29 protein-coding genes are annotated in these 23,661 nt (G+C 63.6%); 13 read left to right on the top strand and 16 right to left on the bottom strand.

What is annotated here, in order from left to right:
- Positions 1–91: 91 nt before the first annotated feature.
- Both AC0L3O_RS26380 and AC0L3O_RS26375 read right to left on the bottom strand, forming a co-directional pair.
- Positions 92–1,969, bottom strand: a complete 1,878-nt coding sequence (locus AC0L3O_RS26380; protein ID WP_236386696.1) for an ABC-F family ATP-binding cassette domain-containing protein — start codon at positions 1,967–1,969, stop codon at positions 92–94.
- Between the two features lie 402 nt (positions 1,970–2,371).
- On the bottom strand, positions 2,372–2,557 hold the full coding sequence (locus AC0L3O_RS26375) for a hypothetical protein (protein ID WP_128247613.1): 186 nt from the start codon (positions 2,555–2,557) through the stop codon (positions 2,372–2,374).
- Positions 2,558–2,707: 150 nt separating this feature from the next.
- Between AC0L3O_RS26375 and AC0L3O_RS26370 the strand changes: the two genes are divergently transcribed.
- From AC0L3O_RS26370 to AC0L3O_RS26360, 3 genes are all read left to right on the top strand, one after another.
- Positions 2,708–2,878, top strand: a complete 171-nt coding sequence (locus AC0L3O_RS26370) for a hypothetical protein (RefSeq protein WP_236386694.1) — start codon at positions 2,708–2,710, stop codon at positions 2,876–2,878.
- A 94-nt stretch (positions 2,879–2,972) separates the two neighbouring features.
- Complete coding sequence (locus AC0L3O_RS26365) at positions 2,973–5,054, top strand: ATP-dependent helicase (RefSeq protein WP_473616988.1); 2,082 nt, start codon at positions 2,973–2,975, stop codon at positions 5,052–5,054.
- 158 nt (positions 5,055–5,212) lie between these two features.
- Positions 5,213–5,515, top strand: coding sequence for a DUF982 domain-containing protein (locus AC0L3O_RS26360; RefSeq protein ID WP_128247615.1), 303 nt, complete (start codon positions 5,213–5,215; stop codon positions 5,513–5,515).
- Positions 5,516–5,606: 91 nt separating this feature from the next.
- Here AC0L3O_RS26360 and AC0L3O_RS26355 read toward each other — a convergent pair whose 3' ends face one another.
- Positions 5,607–6,119: a DinB family protein gene (locus AC0L3O_RS26355; RefSeq protein ID WP_287064425.1), complete on the bottom strand. Its 513-nt coding sequence runs from the start codon at positions 6,117–6,119 to the stop codon at positions 5,607–5,609.
- A gap of 88 nt (positions 6,120–6,207) precedes the next feature.
- Here AC0L3O_RS26355 and AC0L3O_RS26350 point away from each other — a divergent pair, with 88 nt between their 5' ends.
- The 4 genes from AC0L3O_RS26350 to ndk all read left to right on the top strand — a co-directional run bounded on the left by AC0L3O_RS26350 (position 6,208) and on the right by ndk (position 8,733).
- Positions 6,208–6,909 carry a glutathione S-transferase family protein gene (locus AC0L3O_RS26350; RefSeq protein ID WP_473616987.1) on the top strand — a complete coding sequence of 234 codons (702 nt, stop codon included), beginning with the start codon at positions 6,208–6,210 and terminating at the stop codon, positions 6,907–6,909.
- A gap of 124 nt (positions 6,910–7,033) precedes the next feature.
- On the top strand, positions 7,034–7,669 hold the full coding sequence (gene bluB / locus AC0L3O_RS26345) for a 5,6-dimethylbenzimidazole synthase (RefSeq protein WP_287260731.1): 636 nt from the start codon (positions 7,034–7,036) through the stop codon (positions 7,667–7,669).
- Positions 7,670–7,801: 132 nt separating this feature from the next.
- Positions 7,802–8,098 carry a DUF1905 domain-containing protein gene (locus tag AC0L3O_RS26340; RefSeq protein ID WP_128169229.1) on the top strand — a complete coding sequence of 99 codons (297 nt, stop codon included), beginning with the start codon at positions 7,802–7,804 and terminating at the stop codon, positions 8,096–8,098.
- Positions 8,099–8,310: 212 nt separating this feature from the next.
- Complete coding sequence (ndk, locus tag AC0L3O_RS26335; RefSeq protein ID WP_473616985.1) at positions 8,311–8,733, top strand: nucleoside-diphosphate kinase; 423 nt, start codon at positions 8,311–8,313, stop codon at positions 8,731–8,733.
- A gap of 132 nt (positions 8,734–8,865) precedes the next feature.
- On the opposite strand, the gene AC0L3O_RS26330 is transcribed toward ndk, so the two are convergent.
- Entirely contained in the window at positions 8,866–9,633 is a 768-nt protein-coding gene (locus tag AC0L3O_RS26330) for a YbaY family lipoprotein (protein ID WP_473616984.1), read from the bottom strand.
- Between the two features lie 282 nt (positions 9,634–9,915).
- On the opposite strand from AC0L3O_RS26330, the gene AC0L3O_RS26325 reads away from it, so the two are divergent.
- Genes AC0L3O_RS26325 through AC0L3O_RS26310 form a run of 4 tightly spaced genes read left to right on the top strand, consistent with a single transcriptional unit; the run spans position 9,916 to position 12,483 of the window.
- Positions 9,916–10,239, top strand: a complete 324-nt coding sequence (locus AC0L3O_RS26325; RefSeq protein ID WP_027152634.1) for a BufA1 family periplasmic bufferin-type metallophore — start codon at positions 9,916–9,918, stop codon at positions 10,237–10,239.
- Positions 10,240–10,266: 27 nt separating this feature from the next.
- A complete protein-coding gene (bufB, locus tag AC0L3O_RS26320) occupies positions 10,267–11,196 on the top strand; it encodes an MNIO family bufferin maturase (protein WP_128169232.1) in 930 nt (309 codons plus the stop codon).
- Positions 11,183–11,983, top strand: a complete 801-nt coding sequence (locus AC0L3O_RS26315; protein WP_128169233.1) for an HvfC/BufC N-terminal domain-containing protein — start codon at positions 11,183–11,185, stop codon at positions 11,981–11,983. Before bufB ends, AC0L3O_RS26315 begins: the two co-directional genes overlap by 14 nt.
- A 2-nt stretch (positions 11,984–11,985) precedes the next feature.
- A complete protein-coding gene (locus tag AC0L3O_RS26310) occupies positions 11,986–12,483 on the top strand; it encodes a DoxX family protein (protein WP_128169234.1) in 498 nt (165 codons plus the stop codon).
- A gap of 62 nt (positions 12,484–12,545) precedes the next feature.
- Here AC0L3O_RS26310 and AC0L3O_RS26305 read toward each other — a convergent pair whose 3' ends face one another.
- The 5 genes from AC0L3O_RS26305 to AC0L3O_RS26285 all read right to left on the bottom strand — a co-directional run bounded on the left by AC0L3O_RS26305 (position 12,546) and on the right by AC0L3O_RS26285 (position 16,849).
- Positions 12,546–13,034 (bottom strand): molybdenum cofactor biosynthesis protein MoaE, encoded by a 489-nt coding sequence (locus tag AC0L3O_RS26305; RefSeq protein WP_128169235.1) that lies wholly within the window; start codon positions 13,032–13,034, stop codon positions 12,546–12,548.
- Position 13,035: 1 nt separating this feature from the next.
- Positions 13,036–13,293: a molybdopterin converting factor subunit 1 gene (moaD, locus tag AC0L3O_RS26300; protein WP_023800670.1), complete on the bottom strand. Its 258-nt coding sequence runs from the start codon at positions 13,291–13,293 to the stop codon at positions 13,036–13,038.
- A gap of 1 nt (position 13,294) precedes the next feature.
- On the bottom strand, positions 13,295–13,891 hold the full coding sequence (gene pgsA, locus AC0L3O_RS26295; RefSeq protein WP_128169236.1) for a CDP-diacylglycerol--glycerol-3-phosphate 3-phosphatidyltransferase: 597 nt from the start codon (positions 13,889–13,891) through the stop codon (positions 13,295–13,297).
- 97 nt (positions 13,892–13,988) lie between these two features.
- The gene (gene uvrC, locus AC0L3O_RS26290) at positions 13,989–16,076 is read right to left on the bottom strand and encodes an excinuclease ABC subunit UvrC (RefSeq protein WP_128169237.1); all 2,088 of its coding nucleotides are present in this window, start codon (positions 16,074–16,076) and stop codon (positions 13,989–13,991) included.
- Entirely contained in the window at positions 16,073–16,849 is a 777-nt protein-coding gene (locus tag AC0L3O_RS26285) for an SDR family oxidoreductase (RefSeq protein WP_128169238.1), read from the bottom strand. The genes uvrC and AC0L3O_RS26285 overlap by 4 nt, the downstream gene beginning before the upstream one ends.
- 408 nt (positions 16,850–17,257) lie before the next feature.
- On the opposite strand from AC0L3O_RS26285, the gene AC0L3O_RS26280 reads away from it, so the two are divergent.
- Positions 17,258–17,908, top strand: coding sequence for an outer membrane protein (locus AC0L3O_RS26280; RefSeq protein WP_027152642.1), 651 nt, complete (start codon positions 17,258–17,260; stop codon positions 17,906–17,908).
- A 75-nt stretch (positions 17,909–17,983) separates the two neighbouring features.
- Here AC0L3O_RS26280 and AC0L3O_RS26275 read toward each other — a convergent pair whose 3' ends face one another.
- From AC0L3O_RS26275 to AC0L3O_RS26265, 3 genes are all read right to left on the bottom strand, one after another.
- On the bottom strand, positions 17,984–18,580 hold the full coding sequence (locus tag AC0L3O_RS26275) for a glutathione S-transferase family protein (RefSeq protein ID WP_128169239.1): 597 nt from the start codon (positions 18,578–18,580) through the stop codon (positions 17,984–17,986).
- Between the two features lie 453 nt (positions 18,581–19,033).
- Positions 19,034–19,699, bottom strand: coding sequence for a hypothetical protein (locus tag AC0L3O_RS26270; protein WP_236386668.1), 666 nt, complete (start codon positions 19,697–19,699; stop codon positions 19,034–19,036).
- A 45-nt stretch (positions 19,700–19,744) separates the two neighbouring features.
- Positions 19,745–19,876, bottom strand: a complete 132-nt coding sequence (locus AC0L3O_RS26265) for a hypothetical protein (protein WP_268931698.1) — start codon at positions 19,874–19,876, stop codon at positions 19,745–19,747.
- A 141-nt stretch (positions 19,877–20,017) separates the two neighbouring features.
- Here AC0L3O_RS26265 and AC0L3O_RS26260 point away from each other — a divergent pair, with 141 nt between their 5' ends.
- Entirely contained in the window at positions 20,018–20,356 is a 339-nt protein-coding gene (locus AC0L3O_RS26260) for a transcriptional regulator (RefSeq protein ID WP_128169240.1), read from the top strand.
- Here AC0L3O_RS26260 and AC0L3O_RS26255 read toward each other — a convergent pair.
- The 4 genes from AC0L3O_RS26255 to AC0L3O_RS26240 all read right to left on the bottom strand — a co-directional run bounded on the left by AC0L3O_RS26255 (position 20,326) and on the right by AC0L3O_RS26240 (position 23,660).
- A complete protein-coding gene (locus AC0L3O_RS26255; protein WP_023800678.1) occupies positions 20,326–20,781 on the bottom strand; it encodes a hypothetical protein in 456 nt (151 codons plus the stop codon). The genes AC0L3O_RS26260 and AC0L3O_RS26255 overlap by 31 nt on opposite strands.
- Before the next feature lie 130 nt (positions 20,782–20,911).
- On the bottom strand, positions 20,912–21,757 hold the full coding sequence (locus AC0L3O_RS26250; RefSeq protein WP_128169241.1) for a 23S rRNA (adenine(2030)-N(6))-methyltransferase RlmJ: 846 nt from the start codon (positions 21,755–21,757) through the stop codon (positions 20,912–20,914).
- 3 nt (positions 21,758–21,760) lie between these two features.
- Positions 21,761–22,375 (bottom strand): hypothetical protein, encoded by a 615-nt coding sequence (locus AC0L3O_RS26245; protein WP_023800680.1) that lies wholly within the window; start codon positions 22,373–22,375, stop codon positions 21,761–21,763.
- Between the two features lie 184 nt (positions 22,376–22,559).
- Positions 22,560–23,660: an ABC transporter ATP-binding protein gene (locus AC0L3O_RS26240; protein ID WP_128169242.1), complete on the bottom strand. Its 1,101-nt coding sequence runs from the start codon at positions 23,658–23,660 to the stop codon at positions 22,560–22,562.
- Between the last annotated feature and the right edge of the window lies 1 nt (position 23,661).

Genomic DNA, 23,661 nt, shown 5'->3' with positions numbered 1-23,661 from the left:
TGCGGTTCAAAAAACGCCCCATGCGCCATCTGCGTCAAACTTCGGCCCCCGTGCAAAGCCCTCACAAGGGGAGAAGGCAGAGGGCGTCGCGCTACTCAGCCGTGCCTTCCTCATACTCTGCCGACATCGACAGCCATTTTTCCTCATGGCCGGCCAGTGTCTGAGCCAGCTGCGAGCGCTCCTTGGCCAGCCGTGTCGCCGTCGACGGGTCCTTTTCGTAGACCGCCGGATTGGCGAGTTCGTCCTCGATCAAGTCGATGCGCTTGCGGATGCGGTCCATCAGCGCTTCGGTGGCGCGGATCTCCTTGGCCAGCGGCTCGAAGGCGGCGCGGCGCGCTGCCGCGTCACGGCGGCGGTCGGCCTTCGAGGCCTTTTCGGCCTCGCGCTTGCCGCGGCGGTCGCCGGCCACGCCGGTGACAAGCGTCTTGTAATCATCGAGGTCGCCGTCAAAAGGATTGACCGTCCCGTCCTTGACCAGCCACAGCCGGTCGGCCGTTGCCTCGAGCAGATGGCGGTCGTGCGAGATCAGGATGACGGCGCCGGGAAACTCGTTCAGCGCATGGATCAGCGATTCACGGCTGTCGATATCGAGATGGTTGGTCGGTTCGTCGAGGATGAACAGGTTTGGCCCCTCGAATGCCGACAGGCCCATCAACAGCCGCGCCTTCTCGCCGCCCGACAGGTCCTTGGCGGCGGTGTTCATCTTTTCGGTGGTCAGTCCGAACTGGGCGACACGGCCGCGCACCTTCGATTCCGGCGCTTCCGGCATCAGCCGGCGGACATGCTCATAGGCGTTTTCACTCGGCCTGAGATCGTCGAGCTGATGCTGGGCGAAGATCGCCACCTTCAGGCCGGGTGCTACCGTCATGGTCCCGCTCTCCTGCTTCAGGCGGCCGGACAGCAATTTGGCGAAGGTCGACTTGCCGTTGCCGTTGGCGCCGAGCAGCGCGATACGGTCGTCGGCATCGATGCGCAGCGTCATCTTCTTCAGGATCGGCTCAGCCTCGACATAGCCGACATTGACGTTGTTGAGCGCAATGATCGGCGAGGCGACGGTCTTCACCGGCTCGGGAAAGGAGAACGGCCGCACGTTGTCGTTCACAATTGCGGCGATCGGCTTCATCTTCTCCAGCGCCTTGATGCGCGACTGCGCCTGTCTCGCCTTGGAAGCCTTGGCGCGGAAGCGCTCGACGAAGGACTCCATATGCTTGCGCGCGGCTTCCTGCTTGACCCTGCCCTTCTCCTGCAATTCGCGCTGCTCGGTGAATTGGCGCTCGAACTGGTCGTAGCCGCCGCGCCAGAACGTCAGTTTCTTCTGGTCGAGATGGACGATCGAGTTGACGGCGCGGTTGAGCAGATCGCGGTCGTGCGAGATCAAAAGCACCGTGTGCGGGTATTTCGACACGTAGTTTTCCAGCCACAGCGTGCCTTCGAGGTCGAGATAGTTGGTCGGCTCGTCGAGCAGCAGAAGATCGGGCTCGGCAAACAGCACCGCGGCGAGTGCGACGCGCATGCGCCAGCCGCCGGAGAACGACGAGGCCGGCCGCCGCTGGGCATCGTCGTCGAACCCGAGGCCGGCGAGGATGGTGGCGGCACGCGACTCGGCCGAATGGGCATCGATATCGGCCAGCCGCATGTGGATCTCGGCGATGCGGTGCGGATCGGTCGCCGTCGTTTCCTCATCGAGCAATGCGGAGCGTTCGAGGTCGGCCTTGAGCACGATCTCGATCAGCGGCTCCTCGGTGCCGGGAGCCTCCTGCGCCACCTGGCCGATGCGCGTGTTCTTCGGCAGGCCGATCGAGCCGGTCTCGGAGGCGAGGTCGCCGGTGATCGCCTTGAACAAAGTGGTCTTGCCGGTGCCGTTGCGGCCGACAAGCCCCGCCTTGCTGCCGGCCGGCAAGGTCAGCGAGGCATGGTCAAGAAGCAGGCGTCCGGCCATGCGGAGCGAAAGGTCGTTAATGATCAGCATGGCCGCGCTTTTGCACGGGACGTCAGCGCTTCGCAAGACCTCGGGCGGCGGTTGGCCGCATAACGCATGAAAATGGCCGCCAGCGGCGGGTTGCCCGGTGCCGCGGGCGGAGAAAGAAGACGATTGATCCGATCGCCGGCCTCAACGGGTCAACGGACTAGCTCCGGGCTAGGCCGGGAACAGGCTGCGATGGCGCGGCAACTGGCGAGCATCGCTTCTCGCAGCCGAAAACCGCGCATTTGTCAGTTAATTGCCGGTGCAAGGCCGTCGTCTTCGGCTATCGCGTCATGACGCAAAGGCAAGACTCAGCTATGTCTAGGTGTGCGGCGGACCTGATACCCGCCTGGCCGGCGTCATCGCTCCCCTCCCAAGCGGCGCCGGCCATCTTTCTACAGGCTTCCATCACTGCGCCGGCGGCGCGGCGGGTTGATCATCGCCTGGCGTCGCGTTGGGCGCAGGGTCGACCTGCGGGTTTTGATCGGCGCCGGGAGCCTTTGTCGGTGGAATGTTGTTGTCGCAGGCCGCGACAGCCAGCGCTGCGGCCAAGACGAGCCAGGTCGGGGCCAGCAAAGTTGAGAGCTTGTTCATCGCAACCTCCTGTCACCGGGCAAACGAGACGGTTCCGATTTGGTTGCACGCTCGGGCAAGAGCTTGGGACGTTTTGGAACCCGGGGAACAAAACGAGAGAGGGGAACAAAACGCGGGCTCCTCGGTTGGTCCACACCAATGGAGAAAATCATGATCCGTCTGCTCATAGCCGGGGCCGCCGTCTATGTGGCCTACCGCATCGTCAGGGAAATCGTCGACGAAGTGCCCGACGACTTCGATCCGCTGTTGCTGCCGCCTCCCGATGATGACACGTCGCTGCCGCGGCAGTCAGCGGCGATGGGCGTCGAGCCGCAGCGCTAGTTTCGGTTCGTCGGTGGGGCGCCAGTAGCATCGAACGCATCGGTCGCACGTACGAAAGCGTTGCGAACAAAGCAGAAACGATGCTTGATGGGCAATGAACCTCGCTGCCCGTGATTCGACCTTCCGGCCTGCCTATCTCGCGAAGCTGAATGCCGAGCAGTGCGTTGCCGTCGAGCATGGCGACGGCAAGGTCGCCGGGCCGCTGCTGGTGATCGCCGGGGCCGGCTCCGGCAAGACCAGCACGCTGGCGCATCGCGTCGCGCATCTGATCGTCAGGGGCGCCGACCCCAGGCGCATCCTTTTGATGACGTTTTCGCGTCGCGCCGCATCGGAATTGGCCAAGCGGGTCGAGCGCATCGCCGGCGAGGTGCTCGGCCGCGACGCTTCCATCATCACCGATGCGCTTACCTGGGCCGGCACGTTTCACGGCATCGGCGCCAGGCTGCTGCGCGACTACGCGCTGGAGATCGGCCTCGATCCGGCCTTCACCATCCACGACCGCGAGGATTCGGCCGACCTGATGAACCTCGCCCGGCACGAACTAGGCTTCTCGAAGACGGAAGGCCGTTTTCCGACCAAGGGCACGTGCCTGGCGATCTATTCGCGTGCCGTCAACGCGCAGGCGCCGCTCGGCGAAATTTTGGGTTCGGTGTTTCCCTGGTGCGCGGGATGGGCAGAACAGCTTAAGGCGCTGTTCGCCCGATATGTCGAGGCCAAGCAGGCGCAGAACGTGCTCGATTACGACGACCTGCTGCTTTACTGGGCGCAGATGGCCGGCGAGCCGGAGATATCGGCGCATCTGGGTGGGCGTTTCGACCATGTGCTGGTCGACGAATACCAGGACACCAACCGGCTGCAGGCCTCGATCCTCGCGGCGCTCAAGCCGGACGGATCCGGGCTGACGGTGGTCGGCGACGATGCGCAGTCGATCTATTCGTTTCGCGCCGCGGAAGTGCGCAACATCCTCGACTTTCCAAAACAGTTCGCCCGGCCGGCCGAGATCGTCATGCTGGAGCGCAACTACCGCTCGACCGAGACCATCCTGGCCGCCGCCAATGCGGTAATCGGCGAGGCCTCGGAGCGCTTTACCAAGAACCTCTGGTCGGAGCGCAAATCGACCGAAAAGCCGAAGCTGGTCAGCGTCCGCGACGAGGCCGAGCAGGCGAGTTACGTCTGTCAGGCGATCCTGACCGAGCGCGAGGCGGGCACGGCGCTGAAGGCGCAGGCCGTGCTGTTTCGCGCCTCGCACCACAGCGGGCCGCTGGAGATCGAACTGACGCGCCGCAACATCCCGTTCGTCAAGTTCGGCGGGCTGAAGTTCCTCGACGCCGCCCATGTCAAGGACGTGCTGGCGGTGCTGCGCTTCGCCGAGAACCCGCGCGACCGCGTCGCCGGTTTTCGCGTGCTGCAGCTTTTGCCCGGCATCGGCCCTTCGGCGGCTTCGCAGATCGTCGACACCATGGCGACGTCGCTCGACGAAGCGATGGGGCTGGCGCGCTACCGCCCGCCGCAACGCGCCGCCGACGACTGGCCGGGTTTCGTCGCGCTGTTCTCGCAGCTTCGCGCCGGGTCGGGAAAATGGCCTGTTGAGCTCGAACAGGTCAGGCTCTGGTATGAGCCGCATCTCGACCGCATCCACGAGGACGCAACGACACGCCGGGCCGATATTCTGCAGCTCGAACAGATCGCCTCGGGCTATGCCTCGCGCGAGCGTTTCCTCACCGAGCTGACCCTCGATCCGCCGGATGCAACCAGCGACGAGGCTGGGCCGCCGCATCGCGACGAGGACTATCTGATCCTGTCGACCATCCATTCGGCCAAGGGCCAGGAATGGAAGAACGTCTTCGTGCTCAACACCGTCGACGGCTGCATCCCGATCGATCTCGCCGTCGGCTCGAAGGAGGATATCGACGAGGAGCGCCGCCTGCTCTACGTGGCGATGACGCGGGCCAAGGACGGCCTGCACCTGGTCATGCCGCAGCGCCTTTTCGTCCACGGCCAGGCGGCGCGCGGCGATCGCCATGTTTACGCCTCGCGCACCCGCTTCATCCCGGCCTCGATCCTCGGCGCCTTCGAACAGACATCGTGGGCGAGCGTCCAGGCCAAGGATGATCCGCGCCGCCAGCCGCAAGTGCGCGTCGACCTTGGCGCCCGCATGCGCGACATGTGGAAATAGGCCGCTCTTCGGCACGACGCTCATGCCACGGAGCCTGGTGGCGAAAATCAAATTTCGGCAACATGGAACCTGATGCCGCAATCCGCGTTTCTGGGCGTCCTACCCCCGGTCGGAGAGCGGCGTCCGCCCGTCACCTCCGCCCAATTCGAGAGGCCAGAATGCACGATAAGACATTTTTCACCCCGGTCGCCGTAACCGTCGGCGCCGGCCATAAGCGCATGATCGCTTCGCTGTTCGACATGCATGAGTTCCTGACCGAGTTTCCGCCATCGCGGCGACGCCTGAGCTATGGCGCGGCGGTGAAGGCCTGCGAGGCGGCACGCGCCGGCGAGATCTCGCCCGAGGCCGCGCGCGATGCCCTGATTACCTTCGCAGTTTCGGCAGGCATTCTCTGGCATTCGGCGCAGCCGGCAGTCTCGGTCAAGCCGATCTCCCGCGACCAGGGCGGATACGCCGCCTGACTGGCCAAGCCTCTTTTGCGACTATAGCCCGTCGAAGTTGCTGTTCGTCTTCGACGGGCTTTCCTGTCAATTCGATCCGGATGATCCCAAATCATGCGTAGGCGCGGCCCTCTTCGCTGCGCTGGAACAGCGTCAGGTCGAGCGGCAACGAAGGCCGGCCGAGAATGGTCAGGATCGCGTGCGCCTGGCCGCGGTGATGGGTCTGGTGATTGAAGAAATGATCAAGCGCCGGCGCCAATCGCTGCGAGACGGTGCGCATGTCGGAGACGGTCATGTAGGAGAAGCGGCCGGACAAAGCCTTGTCGCTTAACGCCCCAACCCAGTCGACGATCCTTTTGTCTTCGGCCTCGCGCGCCAGCCGCAAGCCCGGCAGGGCGCGGTGCAGGACCGTGTCGAGCCTGGCCGGCGCGTCGCCCTCGCCGGTAAAGCGCCTCATCCAGATGCGATCGGCAGTCAGGACATGGTTGAGCGTCCCCATCATCGAGCCGAAGAAGACCCCGACGTTGCGGTGAAAATCTTCCTCGTCGAGATCGGCGGCGGCATCGTAGATGCGGCTATTGGCCCATTGATTGTAGGCAGCAAACATCATGAAGTGCTGTTTCATCGTTTTCTCCGGCCCGCGAGACCCCGTTTCGGGTGCTTACCGCAAGGCCCGAACGTCGCTCTAGTAGACCGCAGGGAAGCTGCCGCCAATGACCATTCTGCTCTATGATCTCGTCGGACGCGATGACGCCCGTCCGTTCAGCCCGCATTGCTGGAAGGCGACGATGGCGCTTGCCCACAAGGGCCTCGATATCTCAACCGTGCCGACACGCTTTCTCGAAGTGCCCACCGTTGAAGGCGGCGTTTCAAAACTCGTTCCGGTGATCCGCGACGGCGAGAAGGTGGTCGCCGATTCTTTCGCCATCGCGCTCTATCTCGACGAGGCCTATCCAGAGCGACCGACATTGTTTTGCGGCGACGGCGGCAAGGCGATGGCGCGCTTCGTCGAACGCTGGTCGCAACTGACCATCCACCCCTATGTCACCACTGCGGCGATCATGGACCTGCACGCCATGCAGGACGAGGCCAACGCCGCCTATTTTCGCCAAAACCGCGAACAGCGCTTCGGCCAGAGACTGGAAGAGGTGGTGGCGGCGCGGGACGCCGGCCTTGGTGCCTTCCGTGCCTCGCTGGAGCCGTTGCGCTCGATGCTGGCCTATCAGCCGTTCATCGGCGGCCAATCACCGCTGTTTGCCGACTACATCGTCTTCGGCGCGCTGCAATGGGCGCGCATCGCCTCGCCCTACCGGTTGCTCGACGACAGCGATGTGGTGGCGCAGTGGTTCGAGCGCTGCCTGGACCTGCATGATGGGCTCGGCCGCACGGTGGCGGCGGCTGCCGCCGCGGCATAGGGCAGTGGGGCAGTAGGGACTAAGGAAGTAGCGGCGGCGCGCATTCCTACTCCCCTACTGCCCTACTGCCCTACTGCCCTACTTCCTTACTGCCCTACCCCCTAGCAAAGACAGTACGAACACCATGACCTCAGACCCGGAATTCCCGGACGATTTTCGCGCCGATCTGGTCAACCTCTTCCTGTGGCGGCGGGACGTCAGGCGATTCAGGCCGACGCCGCTCCCCGAAGGCGCGCTGGAACGGCTGCTTGACCTCGCCAGCATTGCGCCCTCGGTCGGGCTGAGCCAGCCCTGGCGTTTCGTCGTGGTCGAGGGTGCGGCGTGCCGCGGCGCCGTGAGGGCATGCTTCGAGCGCTGCAATGCGGAGGCGCTCGCATCGTTCGGCGGCGAACGCGCTGCGCTCTATGCGCGCCTGAAGCTTGCCGGCCTGAACGAGGCGCCTTGTCAATTCGCGGTCTTCGCCGACCGCGGGACGCAACAGGGACATGGGCTCGGCCGCCTGACCATGCCGGCGACCATCGAATATTCGGCGGTGATGGCGATCCATACTTTTTGGCTGGCGGCGCGCGCCGAAGGAATAGGCATGGGCTGGGTCTCGATCCTCGACCCGGCCGAAATGGCGACGATCCTGGACGCGCCGCCGGAGTGGACGCTGATCGGTTACTTCTGCGTCGGCTACCCCTGCGAGAACCACAGCGTGCCGGAACTGGAACGGGAAGGCTGGGAAGTCCGGCGCGCTTCGATGGTGATAAGGCGGTAGGGCAACGGCAACGCTGCCATCCTCATGTGCAGGGAAGAATGGATATCAGGATGATTTCGCCGATCGCCGGCGTTGCCGACAAGACACCATGGCAAAGCCAGCCGTGACGGCCTTGATCTGAGGAAGGGCAAAATGTTTCGCTACGACGTGCAGGCCGAGATCTGGGTCTATCCAGGCAAGGGCGGCTGGCATTTCGTGACGCTGCCGCCGGAGCTTGGGGCACGGATCAAGTCGGCAATGGCGGGGATGGCACGGCCCTGGGGCTCGCTTGGCGTGGAAGCCGTCATCGGCCAGACCAGATGGCGAACATCGCTGTTTCCCGACAAGAAATCCGGCAGCCTGCTGTTGCCGATCAAGACGGCGGTGCGGGTCCGCGAAGGCCTTCGGGCTGGCGACACGGCCAATCTGACGATCGAGATGAAGTTATGACAACATTGGTTTTGGCTGACGGCGACACGCTATGCCGCGGCTAAAGCACGTCGGAGACGCGCTTAAGTTCTTGTTTTTATGCATGTCGTTATCGCAAAATCGCTGCGCATTTTTGCGCGACATGCATTAGCGCCAGCCCCTTGGCAAGCCGGCGGGCGGCTTGTATAGAGCCCGCCACCGTAAATTCCACCCTCCATCACAAGGACGACCCCATGGCGCTCGAACGCACCTTTTCCATGATCAAGCCGGACGCGACCCGGCGCAATCTCGTCGGCGCCATTACCCAGATACTCGAAGAAGCCGGCCTGCGCGTCGTCGCCTCGCGCCGGGTGTGGATGAGCCGCCGCGAGGCGGAAGGTTTTTATGCCGTGCACAAGGATCGTCCGTTCTTCGGCGAACTGGTCGAGTCGATGTCGTCGGGCCCAACGGTCGTGCAGGTGCTGGAAGGTGAGAACGCCATTGCCAAAAACCGCGACGTGATGGGCGCCACCAATCCGGCCAACGCCGCCGAAGGCACCATCCGCAAGCTGCACGCGCTGTCGATCGGCGAGAATTCCGTGCACGGCTCCGACGCGCCGGAGACCGCCGCGCAGGAGATCCAATACTGGTTCTCGGACACCGAGATCGTCGGCTGAGCCGATAAGTCACCACGTCTTATGCAAAAGGCCGGCGCAATGCCGGCCTTTTTCGTTGCGGCGATCCGGCACCGGACGCCGGGCGCCGACACCCGCCAACTGCGCATGATGCTCAAAAACCGAAACCGGTTATCAGCTCGCGGCGTTGAAGCGCAGGATGACGCGGTCGTCTTTGTCGACGATGATGAGCTTGCCGGCGTCGACGTGATACGATGCCGCCTTGGCCAGCGCCTCGAACAGCGCCTTTTCCTCGGCCATAGTCTCGGGCGCGCAGGCCTTGAAGGTCGAACCGATGTCACTGATGGCAATCGTCGAACCATCGACTTTGGCGGTGGCGAAGTAGACGTTGCAAGGCCTGCTGCCGCCGGCCTTGCCGGCCTCGTCGATCCTGAACGTCGCCTGCGGTTCGGCGATCACACCGATGCCGTCGATATACTCGATCAGCCAGATCTGCCCGACCACCGGGGCCGACGCCGGCTGCTCGCTCGACGTCACCATCTTCAGCATGATGGTCTGCGGCGCGTCGCTCAGTGGATCGACCTGGTGGCGCATATCGGAGATGAACAACAGCCTGTCGTCGACGGTGATGCGCGCCTGCAGCGCATAGGTCATATGGGGCCGGATCACTTGGGGATCAAAGCTGATCTCGAACTTGATCGGCACCTGGCCGGCCGGCGCCACCTTGCGCTCGCCGATGACAGCGGCCGTCGCTTCGGCCAGCGAGACATCGGCAAGCGGCACGGAAAGCACGGCGTTGGGCGGCAGAGCGATGCGCTCACGATACATCACCTCGCCCTTCAGGGTCTTCTCGGCGGCGACGGACAACTCAGGCACCACCAGTATACCAACGACCAGCGGCACGACACCGAAGATGAAGAACTCGGCGATCCTGCCCAGCATGATCCTGCTCCCCATAATGCGCCAAACTGGTCGGAAGGTCTCGCAGGATTGCGGTGGTTCCGTGGCGCCCCACACGGGCTGTTCACACGGCGGTGTCTTCCGGCGGCTCGTTGCCCTGTGGTGGCCTCCTTGGCGTGACAGGCGAAATATTGCTCACGCCAAGTCCCCTGGCGATCACGAAGTCGTGTTCCCAAAAGATGTAACGCAGGGAACCTCCGGACCGAACTGACCAATGCGCGCTTGAGGAATGGCGCGCGCAACAACCCAATCGGAGGTGAAATCATGTCAACAAGATCAACCGTGAGCGCGGCCTTCCTGGCCGGCGCCGTTGCCACGGCTCTTGCTTCTTTTGCGACGGCCGCGCCGCTGTCCGAGGCAGAGGCCAAGGCGGCGATGGATGCCGGCAAGGAGAAGTGCTTTGGCGTCGCCCTGAAGGGGCAGAACGACTGCGCGGCAGGACCTGGCACCACCTGCCAAGGCACCTCGACTGTCGATTACCAGGGCAACGCCTGGAAGTTCGTCGACGGCGGCACCTGTACGACGATGGACCTGCCCGGCGACCGCAAGGGCTCGCCCACGGCGCTGACCCGCGACATCCCGTCCTAAGCAATGCAAGCTGCCCGGAAAGCGGAGATGAAGATGAACGGACTGGCCCCGGCATCCCGCATATCGAAAACCTCGCGCTTTCCGGCGCACCCGATCGCCGGCCTTGCCGGCACCAGTTTCAAGCACGAGCATCTGCACGCGATCCTTGGCGACGGCCCAAAGGACGGCTTCTTCGAGGTCCACGCCGAAAACTACATGGGCGCCGGCGGTCCGCCGCACGATGCGCTGGCCAGGATTCGCCGCGACTATCCCGTTTCCCTGCACGGGGTGTGCCTGTCGATCGGCGGACCGCGGCCGCTCGACAAAGTGCATCTCGGCCGTTTCAAGGCGCTCGTCGACCGCTATGAGCCGGCGCTCGTTTCCGAGCATCTCGCCTGGTCGACCCACGACACCACCTATTACAACGACCTGCTTCCCCTGCCCTATACGCCGGCAACGGTTTCGCGCGTCGCGGATCACATCGATGAAATGCAGGAGACGATCGGCCGCCCGATCCTGCTCGAGAACCCCTCGACCTACGTCCTTTTCGCGGAATCGACGATGAGTGAGACGGATTTCATCGGCGCGCTGGTGCAGCACACCGGTTGCGGCCTGCTGCTCGACGTCAACAATGTCTTCGTTTCGGCCACCAATCACGGCTATTCAGCCCTTTCCTACCTCGCGGATTTCCCGCTCGATCATGTCGGCGAAATCCATCTGGCCGGGCACGCCGAGCAGGAGGATGACGAGGGCGACCTGCTGCTCATCGACAGCCATGATGGGCCGGTCGCCGACGCGGTCTGGAAGCTCTTCGATATCGTCATCGGCCGATGCGGACCGCTGCCGACGCTGATCGAGTGGGACAGCAACATTCCCGACTGGCCGGTGCTCAAGGCGGAGGCCGCCGCCGCCCAAGCGATTCTCGACCATCACGCCGACAGCCACCAAGTGTTCGGAAAAGCCCATGCCGCAGGATGAACTCCAGTCGGGCGATCTTGGCCACCGGTTCGACTATGCCGCGGCATTCACCGCCGGTTTGCTCGATCCTGACCGTGTCCCGCCCGACGCTGTCTCGGGGCCGAACGGCAAGGCAGCGGTTAAACGATACGCCGTCTACCGCAACAACGTCACGGTCAGCCTGATCTATGCGCTGGCCGCCAGCTTTCCAGCGACGCTGCGCATCAGCGGCCCGGACTTCTTTCGGGCGATGGCGCGCTTCCATGTCCGCGAAACGCCACCCACCTCGCCGCTTCTATTCGAATACGGCCGCGACTTTCCCGATTTCATCGAACGTTACGAATACGCGCGGCCGATGCCATGGCTGGCTGACGTGGCGCGCCTGGAGCGGGCCTGGCTCGACGCCTATCATGCCGCCGATGCGGAACCGCTGGCTTGCGTAGCACTGGCCTCGATCCCGCCCGAACGGCTGGCCGATAGCGTGTTCGTGCCGCACCCGGCAACGCGCGCCATTCGCTCGCGCTATCCGGTCGTGACGATCTTTGCGGCAAACCGGAGCAACCGTCCTGTCGGGCGGATCGAGGCGGACGGCCCTGAAGATGCGCTGGTCACGCGGCCCGGGCTCGAAGTCTTTGTTCGCCACCTGCCGCCCGGCGGCGCAGCTTTTCTGGATCGTCTGATGGCGGGCGAGCCGCTCGGAGCGGCGGCCGCGGCAGCATTTGCGGAACGTGCCGAATTCGACCTTGCCGCCAACATTGCCGGCCTGCTGCAAGCAGGCGCCTTCACAGCGGCACACCAGGGAGGGTGAGCATGATGAACCATGGGCGAAACGCCAGCGCCGAGCCGCGAGGGGCTGCCACCCTCGTCGAGAGGGTGAATGCAGCGCTGCGCACGAGTGCCACACCGTCGCTGACGCAACTCGTCCTGCGCTGCGCGCTCGCCGTCCCGTTCTGGCGGTCCGGCATTAACAAATGGGACGGTTTTTTGCAGTTGAACGAGGTCGCCGTGCTGCTTTTCAGCTCGGAGCTCAAGCTGCATCTGCCCGGTGGCCCTTACGATTTTCCAGCACCTGGGCTGGTGGCATTCGTCTCAGGGTCGGCGGAAATCCTGCTGCCAATTCTTCTCGTTCTCGGCCTGGCGACACGACTGGCGGCATTCGGCCTGCTCGTGATGACGCTGGTAATACAACTCACCGTGCCGGACGGCTGGCCGCTGCACATCACCTGGGCGGCGATGGCGCTCGGCATCGTGGCGTGGGGACCCGGCCGGATTGCGCTCGATCACTGGATCGGCACTGACAAGGGCTGATGGTAGGCCGAGGGCTGATCGGGGTTGATGTGAATCTCGCCCTCCGGCGGTGACGCGAAGCATCAATTTCGTTTCGGCATGGCCTGCTTCCAGCGGCTGGCGGCCTCGTCGTCGGCCTCCTTGGCGTCGACCCAGCCGCCTTCCGAGCCGTCGGTGTGGTGTTCCTTCTTCCAGAACGGCGCGCGCGATTTGAGATAATCCATCAGGAAGTTCGCCGCCTCGAACGCCGCCTGCCGGTGCGCGGAGGCAGCGACCACCAGCACGATGTTCTCACCGGGCGCGATCCTGCCGTGGCGATGGATGGCGGTGAGCCCCTGCAGCGGCCAGCGGTGAACCGCCTCGGTGGCGATGCGGCCGATCTCGGCCTCGGCCATGCCGGGATAATGTTCGAGCTCGAGTGCCGCGAGCCTGCCTCCCTCGTCGCGGCAGAGACCCGAGAAAGTAACCACGGCGCCGATGTCGGCGCGGCCTTGCGTCATCTTGGCGATCTCGGCGGCGACATCGAAATCCTCCGCCTGGATGCGCACCGTCGGCACCACCGCGCCGGGCATTTCAGCCACCCGTCATCGGCGGGAACAGCGCGATCTCGCGCGCGCCTGATATCTTCTCGCGGTGCTCGACATGTTCCTGGTTGATGGCGACGCGGATCACGTCAGGATATTGCAGCGCGTGCTCGTACTCCTCGCCGCGCGATTTCAGCCAGCGCAGCAGGTCGGCTACCGTCTCGATGCCGGCGGGCAATTCGACGTCCTCTTGCGGCTTGCCGATCCGCTCGCGCACCCAGGCGAAATAAATGAGCCTCGTCGACATGCTACTCGTCCATGATGTGCTTGAGGCCGGCGCGGAAATAGTCGTAGCCGGTGTAGAGCGTCACCAGCGCGGCGATCCACAACAGCACCAGCCCGATCTGCGTAGTCAGCGGGAAGATCTTGTCGCCGGCAGGTCCCGCGAGCAGGAAGGCGATGGCGATCATCTGGATGGTGGTCTTCCACTTCGCCAGCTGCGTCACCGGTACCGAGACCTTCAGCGCCGCCAGATATTCGCGCAGGCCCGAGACGAGGATTTCGCGGCACAGGATGATAATCGCCGCCCACAGCGACCAGCCGGCGATGCCGGCATGCCTATCGGTATCGGCCGCCAGCAGCAGCAGGCACGTGGCGACCAGCAACTTGTCGGCGATCGGATCGAGCATCTTGCCGATATTCGAGGTCTGCTGCCAGGCGCGCGCCAGATAGCCGTCGAAATAATCGGTGATCGAGGCGAGCAGGAAAATGACCAGCGCCGACCAGCGGGCGAAGTCGCTCGACTTCAAATGGCCTTCGAGAAAAAAACACAGCACAACCAGCGGCACCGCGAGGATGCGGACGTAAGTGAGCATGTTGGGCAGGTTGAATGCGCGCTGGGCCATTTCTTTGGAACTCTTTCTACCTGCCTACTCAAATCAGAAGCGAATGTGGGGGGTCAACAGATGATAGTCGATGGACCAGCCGAAAATAGCCGAATCATCAGCTCTCGTGAAAATGGTTGTAGACCAGCTTGGCGACCTGCTCGGAAATGCCATCGACCTTGACCAGATCCTCGATCGCGGCGCGGCTGACCGCCTTGGCGGTGCCGAAATGCATGAGCAACGCGCGCTTGCGACCGGGACCGATGCCGCTGATCTCGTCAAGCGGGCTCTTGACCATCTCCTTCTTGCGGCGGGCGCGGTGGGAGCCGATGGCGAAACGGTGGACCTCGTCGCGCAGCCGCTGAACGAAATAGAGCACGGGGTCGCGTACGGGGAGTGAAAACGGTGGCATGCCCCTGACGAAGAAGCGTTCGCGGCCGGCGTCACGGTCCTGGCCCTTGGCGATGCCGATGGCCTGGACACGGTCCTCGATGCCGAGGTCGGCGAGGATTTGTCGCACCGCCGTCATCTGGCCCTGGCCGCCATCGATGAGGATGACGTCTGGCCAGGCCGGGAAGCCGCCTGCATCCTCGATATCGTCGCCCTGTTCGGCCAGGATGTCGTCGGCCGCCAGTTCGCTCCGCGGCACATCGCCATGTTCCTTCAGCAGGCGGGAGAAACGCCGCTCCATCACCTCGCGCATCATGCCGAAATCGTCTCCCGGCGTGATCTCGGTCGAGCGGATGTTGAATTTCCGGTACTGGTTCTTCACGAAGCCTTCCGGCCCGGCGACCACCATGGCGCCGACGGCGTTGGTGCCCATGATGTGGGAGTTGTCGTAGACCTCGATGCGCACCGGCGGTTTCTTCAGGCCGAAAGTCTCGGCGAAACCGGTGAGCAACCGCCCTTGCGTCGAGGTCTCGGCCAGCCGGCGGCCGAGCGCCTCACGGGCATTCTGCAGGGCGTTGTCGGTCAAATCCTTCTTCTCGCCGCGCTGGGGCACCGAGATCGCCACCTTGCGACCCGCGCGGGTGGAGAGCGCCTCAGCCAGCAATTCCTGGTCCTCGACGCCATGCGACAACAGGATGGCGCGCGGCGTCGGCTTGTCGTCATAGAATTGCGCCAGGAACGAGCCCAGCACCTCGGCCGCCTCCATCGCCGGATCGGCCTTGGGGAAATAGGCACGGTTGCCCCAGTTCTGGCCGGTGCGGAAGAAGAAGACCTGGATGCAGACCTGGCCGCCTTCCTGATGGATGGCGAAGACATCGGCCTCGTCGACGGTCTGCGGGTTGATGCCCTGATGGCTCTGCACATGCGACAACGCCGCCAGCCGGTCGCGATAGATTGCGGCGCGCTCGAAATCGAGATCCTCCGCGGCCTGCTGCATGGCGGCGGAGATGTCGGTCTTCACCTTCTGGCTGCGGCCGGACAGGAAGTCCTTCGCCTCGGCGACCAGCCTGGCATAGTCACTATGCGAGATTTCGCCGGTGCACGGGCCGGCGCATCGCTTGATCTGGAACAGCAGGCACGGCCGGGTGCGGTTCTCGTAGAAGGAGTTGGTGCAACTCCTGAGCAGGAAGGCGCGCTGCAGCGAGTTGATGGTGCGGCCGACGGCGCCGGCCGAGGCGAAGGGGCCGAAATAGTCGCCCTTGCGCGAGCGCGCGCCGCGATGCTTGTAGATGCCGGGCGAGACATGATCGCCGGTCAAAAGGATGTAGGGAAACGACTTGTCGTCCCGCATCAGCACATTGAAACGCGGCCGCAAGCGCTTGATAAGATTTGCTTCCAGCAGCAGCGCTTCGATCTCGGTGCGGGTGACGACGAACTCCATCGTCGCCGTCTCGCGCACCATGCGGCCGATGCGGCTGGTGTGGAAGCGGCCTTGTGCGTAATTGGTCACCCGCTTCTTCAGGCTGCGCGCCTTGCCGACATAGAGCACGTCGCCTGCGGCATTCATCATGCGGTAGACGCCGGGCGCGTTGGGCAGCCGTTTGACCAGCGTCTGGATGACTTCGGCGCCGACCATGCCGTCGGCATCGCCGGCATGCGGCGTCCAATCGATGGCGGTGAAGGCGACGTCAGGGCCACCGGGACCGGGCGTTGACGGTTCGACGATCTCCTCCGCCACCTCGTCCTCGAGGTCGACATCGGGCGGCAGGTCTAAGGCAGCGCCGACACGTTTGGGTTTCTGGTCCATGGGACTCATTCGACAATGCCTGTCACATCGGGAGTCTGCCACGCAAGGTGCTGGCCGCCGTCGAGCGCGATCATCTGGCCGGTGACCGAGCTTGCGCCCCAGAGATAGCGGATGGTGGCGCCGAATTCAGGCAATTCCGGGCCGCGCTTCAGGATCAGGCCGTCGACCTGCGCGGCAAAGTCGCTGTCTTGCTGACGCGCGCTCTTCAGCGTCGGGCCGGGACCGATGGCATTGACGCGAATGCGGGGTGCTAGCGCCTGCGCCATCATCTGCGTCTGCGTCCACAATGTCGATTTCGACAGCGCATAGGAGAAATAGCGGGGCGTCGGGCGCCAGACGCGCTGGTCGATCATATTGACGATCAGCCCTTCCTCGCCTTCCGGCAGCGCGCGGGCGAATTGTTGCGCCAAAAATGCCGGCGCCTTCACGTGTATGGCGAAGTGACGGTCCCAGGCAAGCCAGTCGACGTCCTGAACCGTATCGTCCACGAACAGCGACGCATTGTTGACCAGCAGTGTAACAGGCCCGAGCGCGGCTTCGGCGCGGCCAACGAGGTCCTCGACCGCGGCAATGTCGGTCAGGTCAGCGGCGACCACAGCAGCCCGGCCACCCTGGCCAAAATGACCGCCGTTGATCCGCGCGGCCAATGCTTCCGCCTCGGCCCGCGAGCGGTTGCAATGGATGGCGACGGCAAAACCGTTCGCGGCGAGATCCTCGACGATCGCCTTGCCGATCCGCTGGCCCCCGCCCGTCACCAGCGCCGTTCCAGCGGCCTTGCTCATCCTGTCAATCCTCAATGGGGCTCGATTTTGAGCCAGCCGGCAAAATATGGCCGGCGAAGCGTTAAATGCCGTTCGGACCTTGGGCAGCATTGTGGCAAAGCGGCCGGATCGGTCTTTCGACTGTGGCCGGGACTCGGCCTGCCAGCCGCAATATAGGACTACGGACCCCTTGCTCCAAGCGTCGTTCAGCGCGGCACGGCCAAGCCTCCTGACACCATCTGTTGCGCAGATGCAACGTCAAAGTTCAGCCTTATTCGTGCCAGGTAATGACCCAAGTTCAGGTTCGCTTCAGCCGTATTTTGACACGACATTCGGAACCGTTGAGCGCCAGACCCGTTTTTCCCCCCGGCGGGTTGAGGGCGCTTGTGAAAAGCAAGCCTGTGCCTGTGGCTTAAGGAGTAAAGAACAATGCAAGCCAATCTTAAATTTGCGCGACCGCTGGCGGTGGCGTTCGGGCTCTTCGCCCTCGGCGGAACCGCCTATGCTGCTGACGTCATCGCGGAAGAGCCGCCGGCCCCCGCCCCGATCGCCGAACTTCCGGTCGCTTCCTGGGCCGGTCCCTATGCCGGTGTGAGCGTCGGCTACGGCTTCAGCGGTCACGCCGATGCCGAGGATATCGGCACTGACGTCGACACCGATGGTTTTGTCGGCGGCGTCTTCGGCGGCTATCAGTGGCAGCAAGAGAACTTCGTCTACGGTGCTGAAGCCGATATCGGCTATAGCGGCATCGAGGGCGACGATGGCGGCGTCGAGGCCAAGGGCGGCTTCGAAGGCTCGCTGCGCGCCCGGCTCGGCTACGCCGTCACCCCGGAAATCCTGCTCTACGGCACCGCCGGTGGCGCGCTCAAGAACCAGGAGATCGAAGCGGCCGGCGCCAGCGACGAAAACACCATGCTCGGCTGGACGGCCGGCGTCGGTACCGACATCAAGATCACCGACAATGTGTTCGGCCGTGTCGAGTATCGCTACACCGACTTCGGCGACAAGGACTTTGACGGTATCGGCAAGGTCAAGTCGACCGACAACCGCGTCACCTTCGGCGTCGGTATGAAGTTCTAAAATCGTCCAAGCCACGACACGAAAAAGCCGGGCCTCGTGCCCGGCTTTTTTTATGACCCCTTCTCTGGCTGCCGCTCAACCTGGGACGCAGGGTTTCAGATCGGGAAACTTCTCGTCAAATCGCGCCGCCCAGCGGACCAGCCTGCTGCGGCCCTTTTCCCATTTTCCGGCAAAGCGCAGTGAGAGATAGCCAAGGCAGGCGCGCAGCGCCAGCTGGCCGGCGGTGATCTTCTTTGGCAGCTTTGGCGGATTGGCGTTGAGCAGGTCGAGCGCGCTGGTGATCTTCGCCCACTGGCGGTCGAGCCACGGTTGGTAGACCATGTCTTCGGGGCGCGTGCGCCGCTCATAGACCATCGACAGCGCGCAGTCGCAGATGCCGTCCGCCAGTGCCTCAAGCACTTCCGCCTCGAGGCGCTTGTCGGGATTGCGCGGAAACAGCGCGTTCTTCGACATGCGGTTGAGATGCTGGGTAATGGCGCGGCTATCGTGGATCGAGCGGCCGTCGTCGAGCACCAGCACCGGGATCTTGCCGAGTGGATTGGCGTCGATCAGATCAGCCGGTTTGTCTTCGGTTTTTATCGGCACGAGCTCGACGGCGATGCCGGCATAAAGCGCGGCCATGCGCACTTTGGAACTATAGGGTGACGTGGACGCGTAGAGCAGTCTGGGCATGATCGGGTTCCTGTTTGCCGAGTACAGAGCATGGACGCGCAAAGGACGCTGTAGCACTTTGAATTTTGCGTGTGATCCATTTCCGCGACACTGTTGGCCGGACATCCCGACATGATCAACAGCCCACAGGCGGAAAAACCGGGCGCCACGGCGAACGACCGTCCTCTTCCATGATCCGCAGGCAGATGAGCGATACAGTTCCAGCCTGAGAGCATCTGAACAGGTCAGACGGGTTCGAAACCGAGCCAACTCGTCTTGCACCAAGAATTTCTCTCCGGGCACAGAGAAATGCCCCACCGGACTTCGCCATATGGCGAAGTCCTGGGAGCTGCGAAAAGCTGTCTTCCCTCCGCCTCTGTTGCTGCCCGAGCACTGACCCTGCGAGCGAGGCGCCTATCCGGCACCCGCCCTCAACCGTCCTCAGCACTGTCCTCCGCGAGCGAAGAAGCGCGATTACTTCTTGGCCTTCGCGGTCGCGGCCTTCGCCTTTGGTTTGGCCGCAGGCGCTGCTTTCTTCACCGCTACCGAAGACTTCGCTGCAGCCGCTTTCTTTGCCGGCGCAGCCTTCTTGGCCGGTGCAGTCTTGGCAGGCGCAGTCTTGGCAGGCGCAGCTTTCTTCGCTGCCGGCTTGGCCGCGGCCTTTGCAGCCGGTTTCTTGGCCGGCGCTGCTTTTGCCTTGGCGGGCGCAGCCTTGGCCGGTGCTGCTTTCTTCACTGCCGGTTTTGCCGCAGCCTTCGCAGCCGGCTTCTTGGCGGGCGCTGCTTTTGCCTTGGCCGCGGCGGCCTTCGGCTTGGCAGCAGGTGCTGCTTTCTTCACAGCGGCTGCGGCCTTTGCCGCCACTGCCTTTACTGGTGCTTTCTTTGCCGGTGCCTGCTTTGCCGGTGACTTGGATGCCGGCGCTTTGGATGACTGTTTAGCCATATCATGCCCCTTAGTTGTGCCGACGGCCGTTAATGACCCGGCGCGTAATGCATATCTGACTCGCGCTTGTCTAGCCAGCGAAGCATCAGCATGATTTTCGAAGTTTAAGTTTCGGTTACACGCGACACTACGCTCGTGCTGATTTCGCAAAATGCCGGCGCTGCTCTTCGAGCTTTGCCGACCGTTTGCGACAGACATTCTGCGCGCATTGCCGGAACCAATCCCACTTCAAGGCGCTGAAGCTTAGCAAGCCTTTTTTGTTCGTTGATCGTCGACCGACACCACCATGACGGCTGCTTCATCGATCTCATCTTCTTGTTCTAGCAGGCGATCTACACAAGCTGCAAAAGCAAAGCGCGGCAATTCCGCTGCCATGATTTGTCCGCGGTTGACAGATTACTCTATTTGGCAGAGTATTCTGAATCATCTGGAAGAGCGCATGTCATTCGCGCAATATCGGGCGGCGCTGACCCAGATCAGTGAGACTGAACGCCGGACACCACAGCAGGCCCGATAATGGCTGCCGACGAAATCATCCACCAGAGCGTGCGGCTCAGGATCATGGCGGCGCTGAATTCTCTGGAACGGCGCGAAGCGCTGGAATTCACCCGATTGAAGCTCATCGTCAATGCGACCGACGGCAATCTCGGCGCGCATATCGATACGCTTGCCACGGCGGGCTATGTCGATGTCGAAAAGCTGTTTGTCGGACGTCGACCGCAGACGCGGGTCAAGGCGACGTCAGTCGGACGACGCGCCTTTCGCGGTCACGCCGCCTTCCTTCGCGCCATCCTCGATGAGGCGGAGCAGCCCAGCAAACGCAATCAGCGCAGGACGCGGCAGCGGCCGTTGTAGACCATCCAGCGGTCGAAGCCCGCGACGCAGAATTCGACATTGTCGCCGATCGAGGCAAAGCCCTGCCCTTCCTCGATCAGATACCAGATGGTGCGGGCGTGGCCGTCGGACAGGCTGACGGTGGCGCCGCAATAGCGGCGGCCGATCGGCCAGGTTTCGTTGGCTGGCAGATAGCGATGCTGGTGGATGCCCTGGAAATCGACAATCTCGACGTCGGGCAGATTCGGCACGTGGTGCACCTGGTAGGAGAAGCGGTTGGTGATCTTGTTCAGCACCCAGGCCTCACCGCAAACGCCGCTGTCTTCTTCGGTATAGACGACGGCAAGGTCGGCCGCCTTTGCTGGCTGGATGACAGCGAGGGACGTGCCGAGCGGCGTGCAAAGCGCTATCAGTGCGGCAAGGGCGGATTGGGCGAAGCGAGTCATGGCAGCCTCTTATGGTCGACTGCGCGCACTGTGCGGATTCGCTTGCGCGCGGTCAAGCGGTTGTAGCGACAATGGTTTCCTAGTTCGAAATCGCCTTCAACCAGGACAGGCGCGCGGATAGCTCTGCCGCCTACGCCGCCAGCCATTCCAGCGTCCAGTGCGCCGGTTTTTCAACCACAAGCAAATTGTGCAAAGCCGGCAGCAGCGTGCGCAATTCGCCTTCCAGCGTGAACGGCGGGTTGACCACCACCATGCCGCTGCCGTCAAGGCTGGGCTCGGCCGTTGGCGGCCTGATCTCGAAGCCGATGTCGAGCAGCTTCGGGACACCTGACTGCGCCAGCGCCTTGCGGAAGGCGGCGACCGCCTTGCGGTCCTTGACCGGATACCACAACGCATAGACGCCGCCGGGCCAGCGCTTGTGGGCTTTGCGCAGCCCGTCGACGAGGCGGTCGAACTCGCCCTCCTCCTCGAAGGGCGGATCGACGAGTACAAGGCCGCGCTTTTCCTTCGGAGGCAGATGCGCGCCGAGTGCCAGCCAGCCGTCGAGCTCGATCACCCGGGTCTGGAAATCGCCAGCGAATAGCGCCCTCAGCTTCGCGGCGTCCTGGCGATGCAATTCGACCGCCGACAGCCGATCCTGCTTGCGCATGAGATGACGCGCGATCAGCGGCGAGCCCGGATACTTTTTCACGCCGCCTTCAGGATTGAGCGAACGAACGGCTTCCAGATAAGGCGCCAGCAGTGCTGCCGCCGGCGCGTCAAGCGCGGCATCGACCAGTCGGCCGATGCCGCCTTGCCATTCGCCGGTCTTTTGCGCTTCAGTCGACGATAGGTCGTAGCGGCCGATGCCGGCATGGGTGTCGATGACGCGAAAGGCCTTGTCCTTCTGCTTCAGATATTCGACGAGCCGGCTCAGCACGGCATGCTTGACGACATCGGCGAAGTTTCCGGCGTGATAGGCGTGGCGGTAATTCACGATCTAGTTCGAGCCCCTGCCCCAGCGTGGCGGTGGCGGCTGCGAGTTCGGATTTTGCGGCCGGCGGCCGCCGAAACACAACGCCAACAGCAGCCCGATCAGGCCGGCCGCTATCAGCGAGAAGCCGACCGGCCGCGCCCGGCGATCGATCTCGCCGACGCCGGAACGCAGCACGAGGTCCACCGCCCGCATCTCGATGCCTTCGGCGTCGCCCGGGCCGATGGTGAAGAGGTACGGGCCGGGGCTGACCTTCGCGATCAGGCCGGCTTCGTCGCGAAAGATCTTGTCCGGCAGTTGCGGGCTGACCTGGCGCGGATTTTCCGAATGGTTGAATTGCAGCGCCGAGGCGAGCACGGTCCTGCCGCCGGTGGCGGCGGTCAGCGTCAGCACGGTGCGCTGTTGCGAGACGACGATGCGTTCGGTTCTCGCGGTGAGGTCGACCAGCACCCGCACCGGCGCGTCGCGAGCGGCCAGCGGCACCGTCACCGGCATGAACCGGCCCTGTTCGTAAACCCGCCAGGTGCCGATCTCACGGCCGGAGAAATTGGTCATCGCCCAGGGATAGACGACGCCGATGCTGATGCCGGCGAGCAGGATCAGAAGAAACAGAAAGCGCATGCGCTCGACTACCTTGCCGGATATTAGCATTAGCGCCGCGCGGGCGCGTTCCATCTCGTCCCAGGAGCCATGTCGAGGCCGAGATCAAATGTCGTATCGAATTCGGCGGTGCCAAGATAGACAATAGCATCGGACCCAAAGGTGGGAACAGAATCCGAATGATCTGAGCGCCCGATAAGGAGGATCAGCCCTTCCCCTTCTGGAGGCTCGATTCCAATGCGCGCATTCCAGTCTCGTCGAACAAATGCAGATGTTGCGGCGGGAAAGCCACCGTCACCGTCGGGCCAGCCGTCAGCGCCGCCCTGTCCAGCGTGAAGACGTTGAATGGCAGGCCATGCAGGCCGAGATGCAGGATGATGCCGAAGCCGGTCGGCTCGATCAAGTCGACCGTCGCCCTCAGGCTGCTCTCCGATGCCGGCGACATCTCGACATGCTCCGGCCGGATGCCGAGCGTCACCGCCGCGCCCTCCTCGAGTTGATAGGCTGACGAAAGCCCAATCAGCGTTCCGTCAGGCAATCGTGCGCCGGCCGTGCCTGCGCCGACCTCATAGCGCGCCGACAGAAAATTCATCGCCGGCGATCCGATGAAGCCGGCGACGAACAGGTTGGCAGGGCGGTCGTAAAGCTCCAGCGGACTACCGACCTGCTGCACCACGCCCTCATGCATGGCGACGATCCGGTCGGCCAGTGTCATCGCCTCGATCTGGTCGTGAGTGACATAGATCGAGGTCGCGCCGAGATCGCGGTGCAGCTTCTTGATCTCTGCCCGCATCTGCTCACGCAAGCGCGCATCGAGATTGGACAGCGGCTCGTCGAACAGGAATGCCTTGGGCTGTCGCACGATCGCGCGGCCCATCGCCACGCGCTGGCGCTGACCGCCCGACAGTGCCTTCGGCCGCCGCGCGAGCAGCGGCTGCAGTTCGAGCTTCCTGGCTGCATTGCTGACGGCGGCCGTGATCTTCTCGCGGGCAGCCTTCCGGATGCGCAGGCCGTAGCTCATGTTCTCGGCGACATTCATGTGCGGATAGAGCGCGTAGGACTGGAACACCATGGCGATGTCGCGGTCCTTGGGCGCCCGCTCATTGACGCGCATGCCGTCGATCCGGATCTCACCTTCGGTCACCTCCTCGAGCCCGGCGATCATGCGCAGCAGCGTGCTCTTGCCGCAGCCCGACGGTCCCACCAGCACCACGAACTCGCCGTTCTCTATCGACAGGTCGACGCCATGCAGCACGGAGACGACGCCGAAATTCTTGCGGACGTTGCGGATGTCGATCGATGCCATT

This window comes from Mesorhizobium sp. WSM4810, from assembly GCF_055811235.1.
Note: the sequence above shows the minus strand (reverse complement) of the source record. Positions and strands in the feature narration are given on the sequence as shown.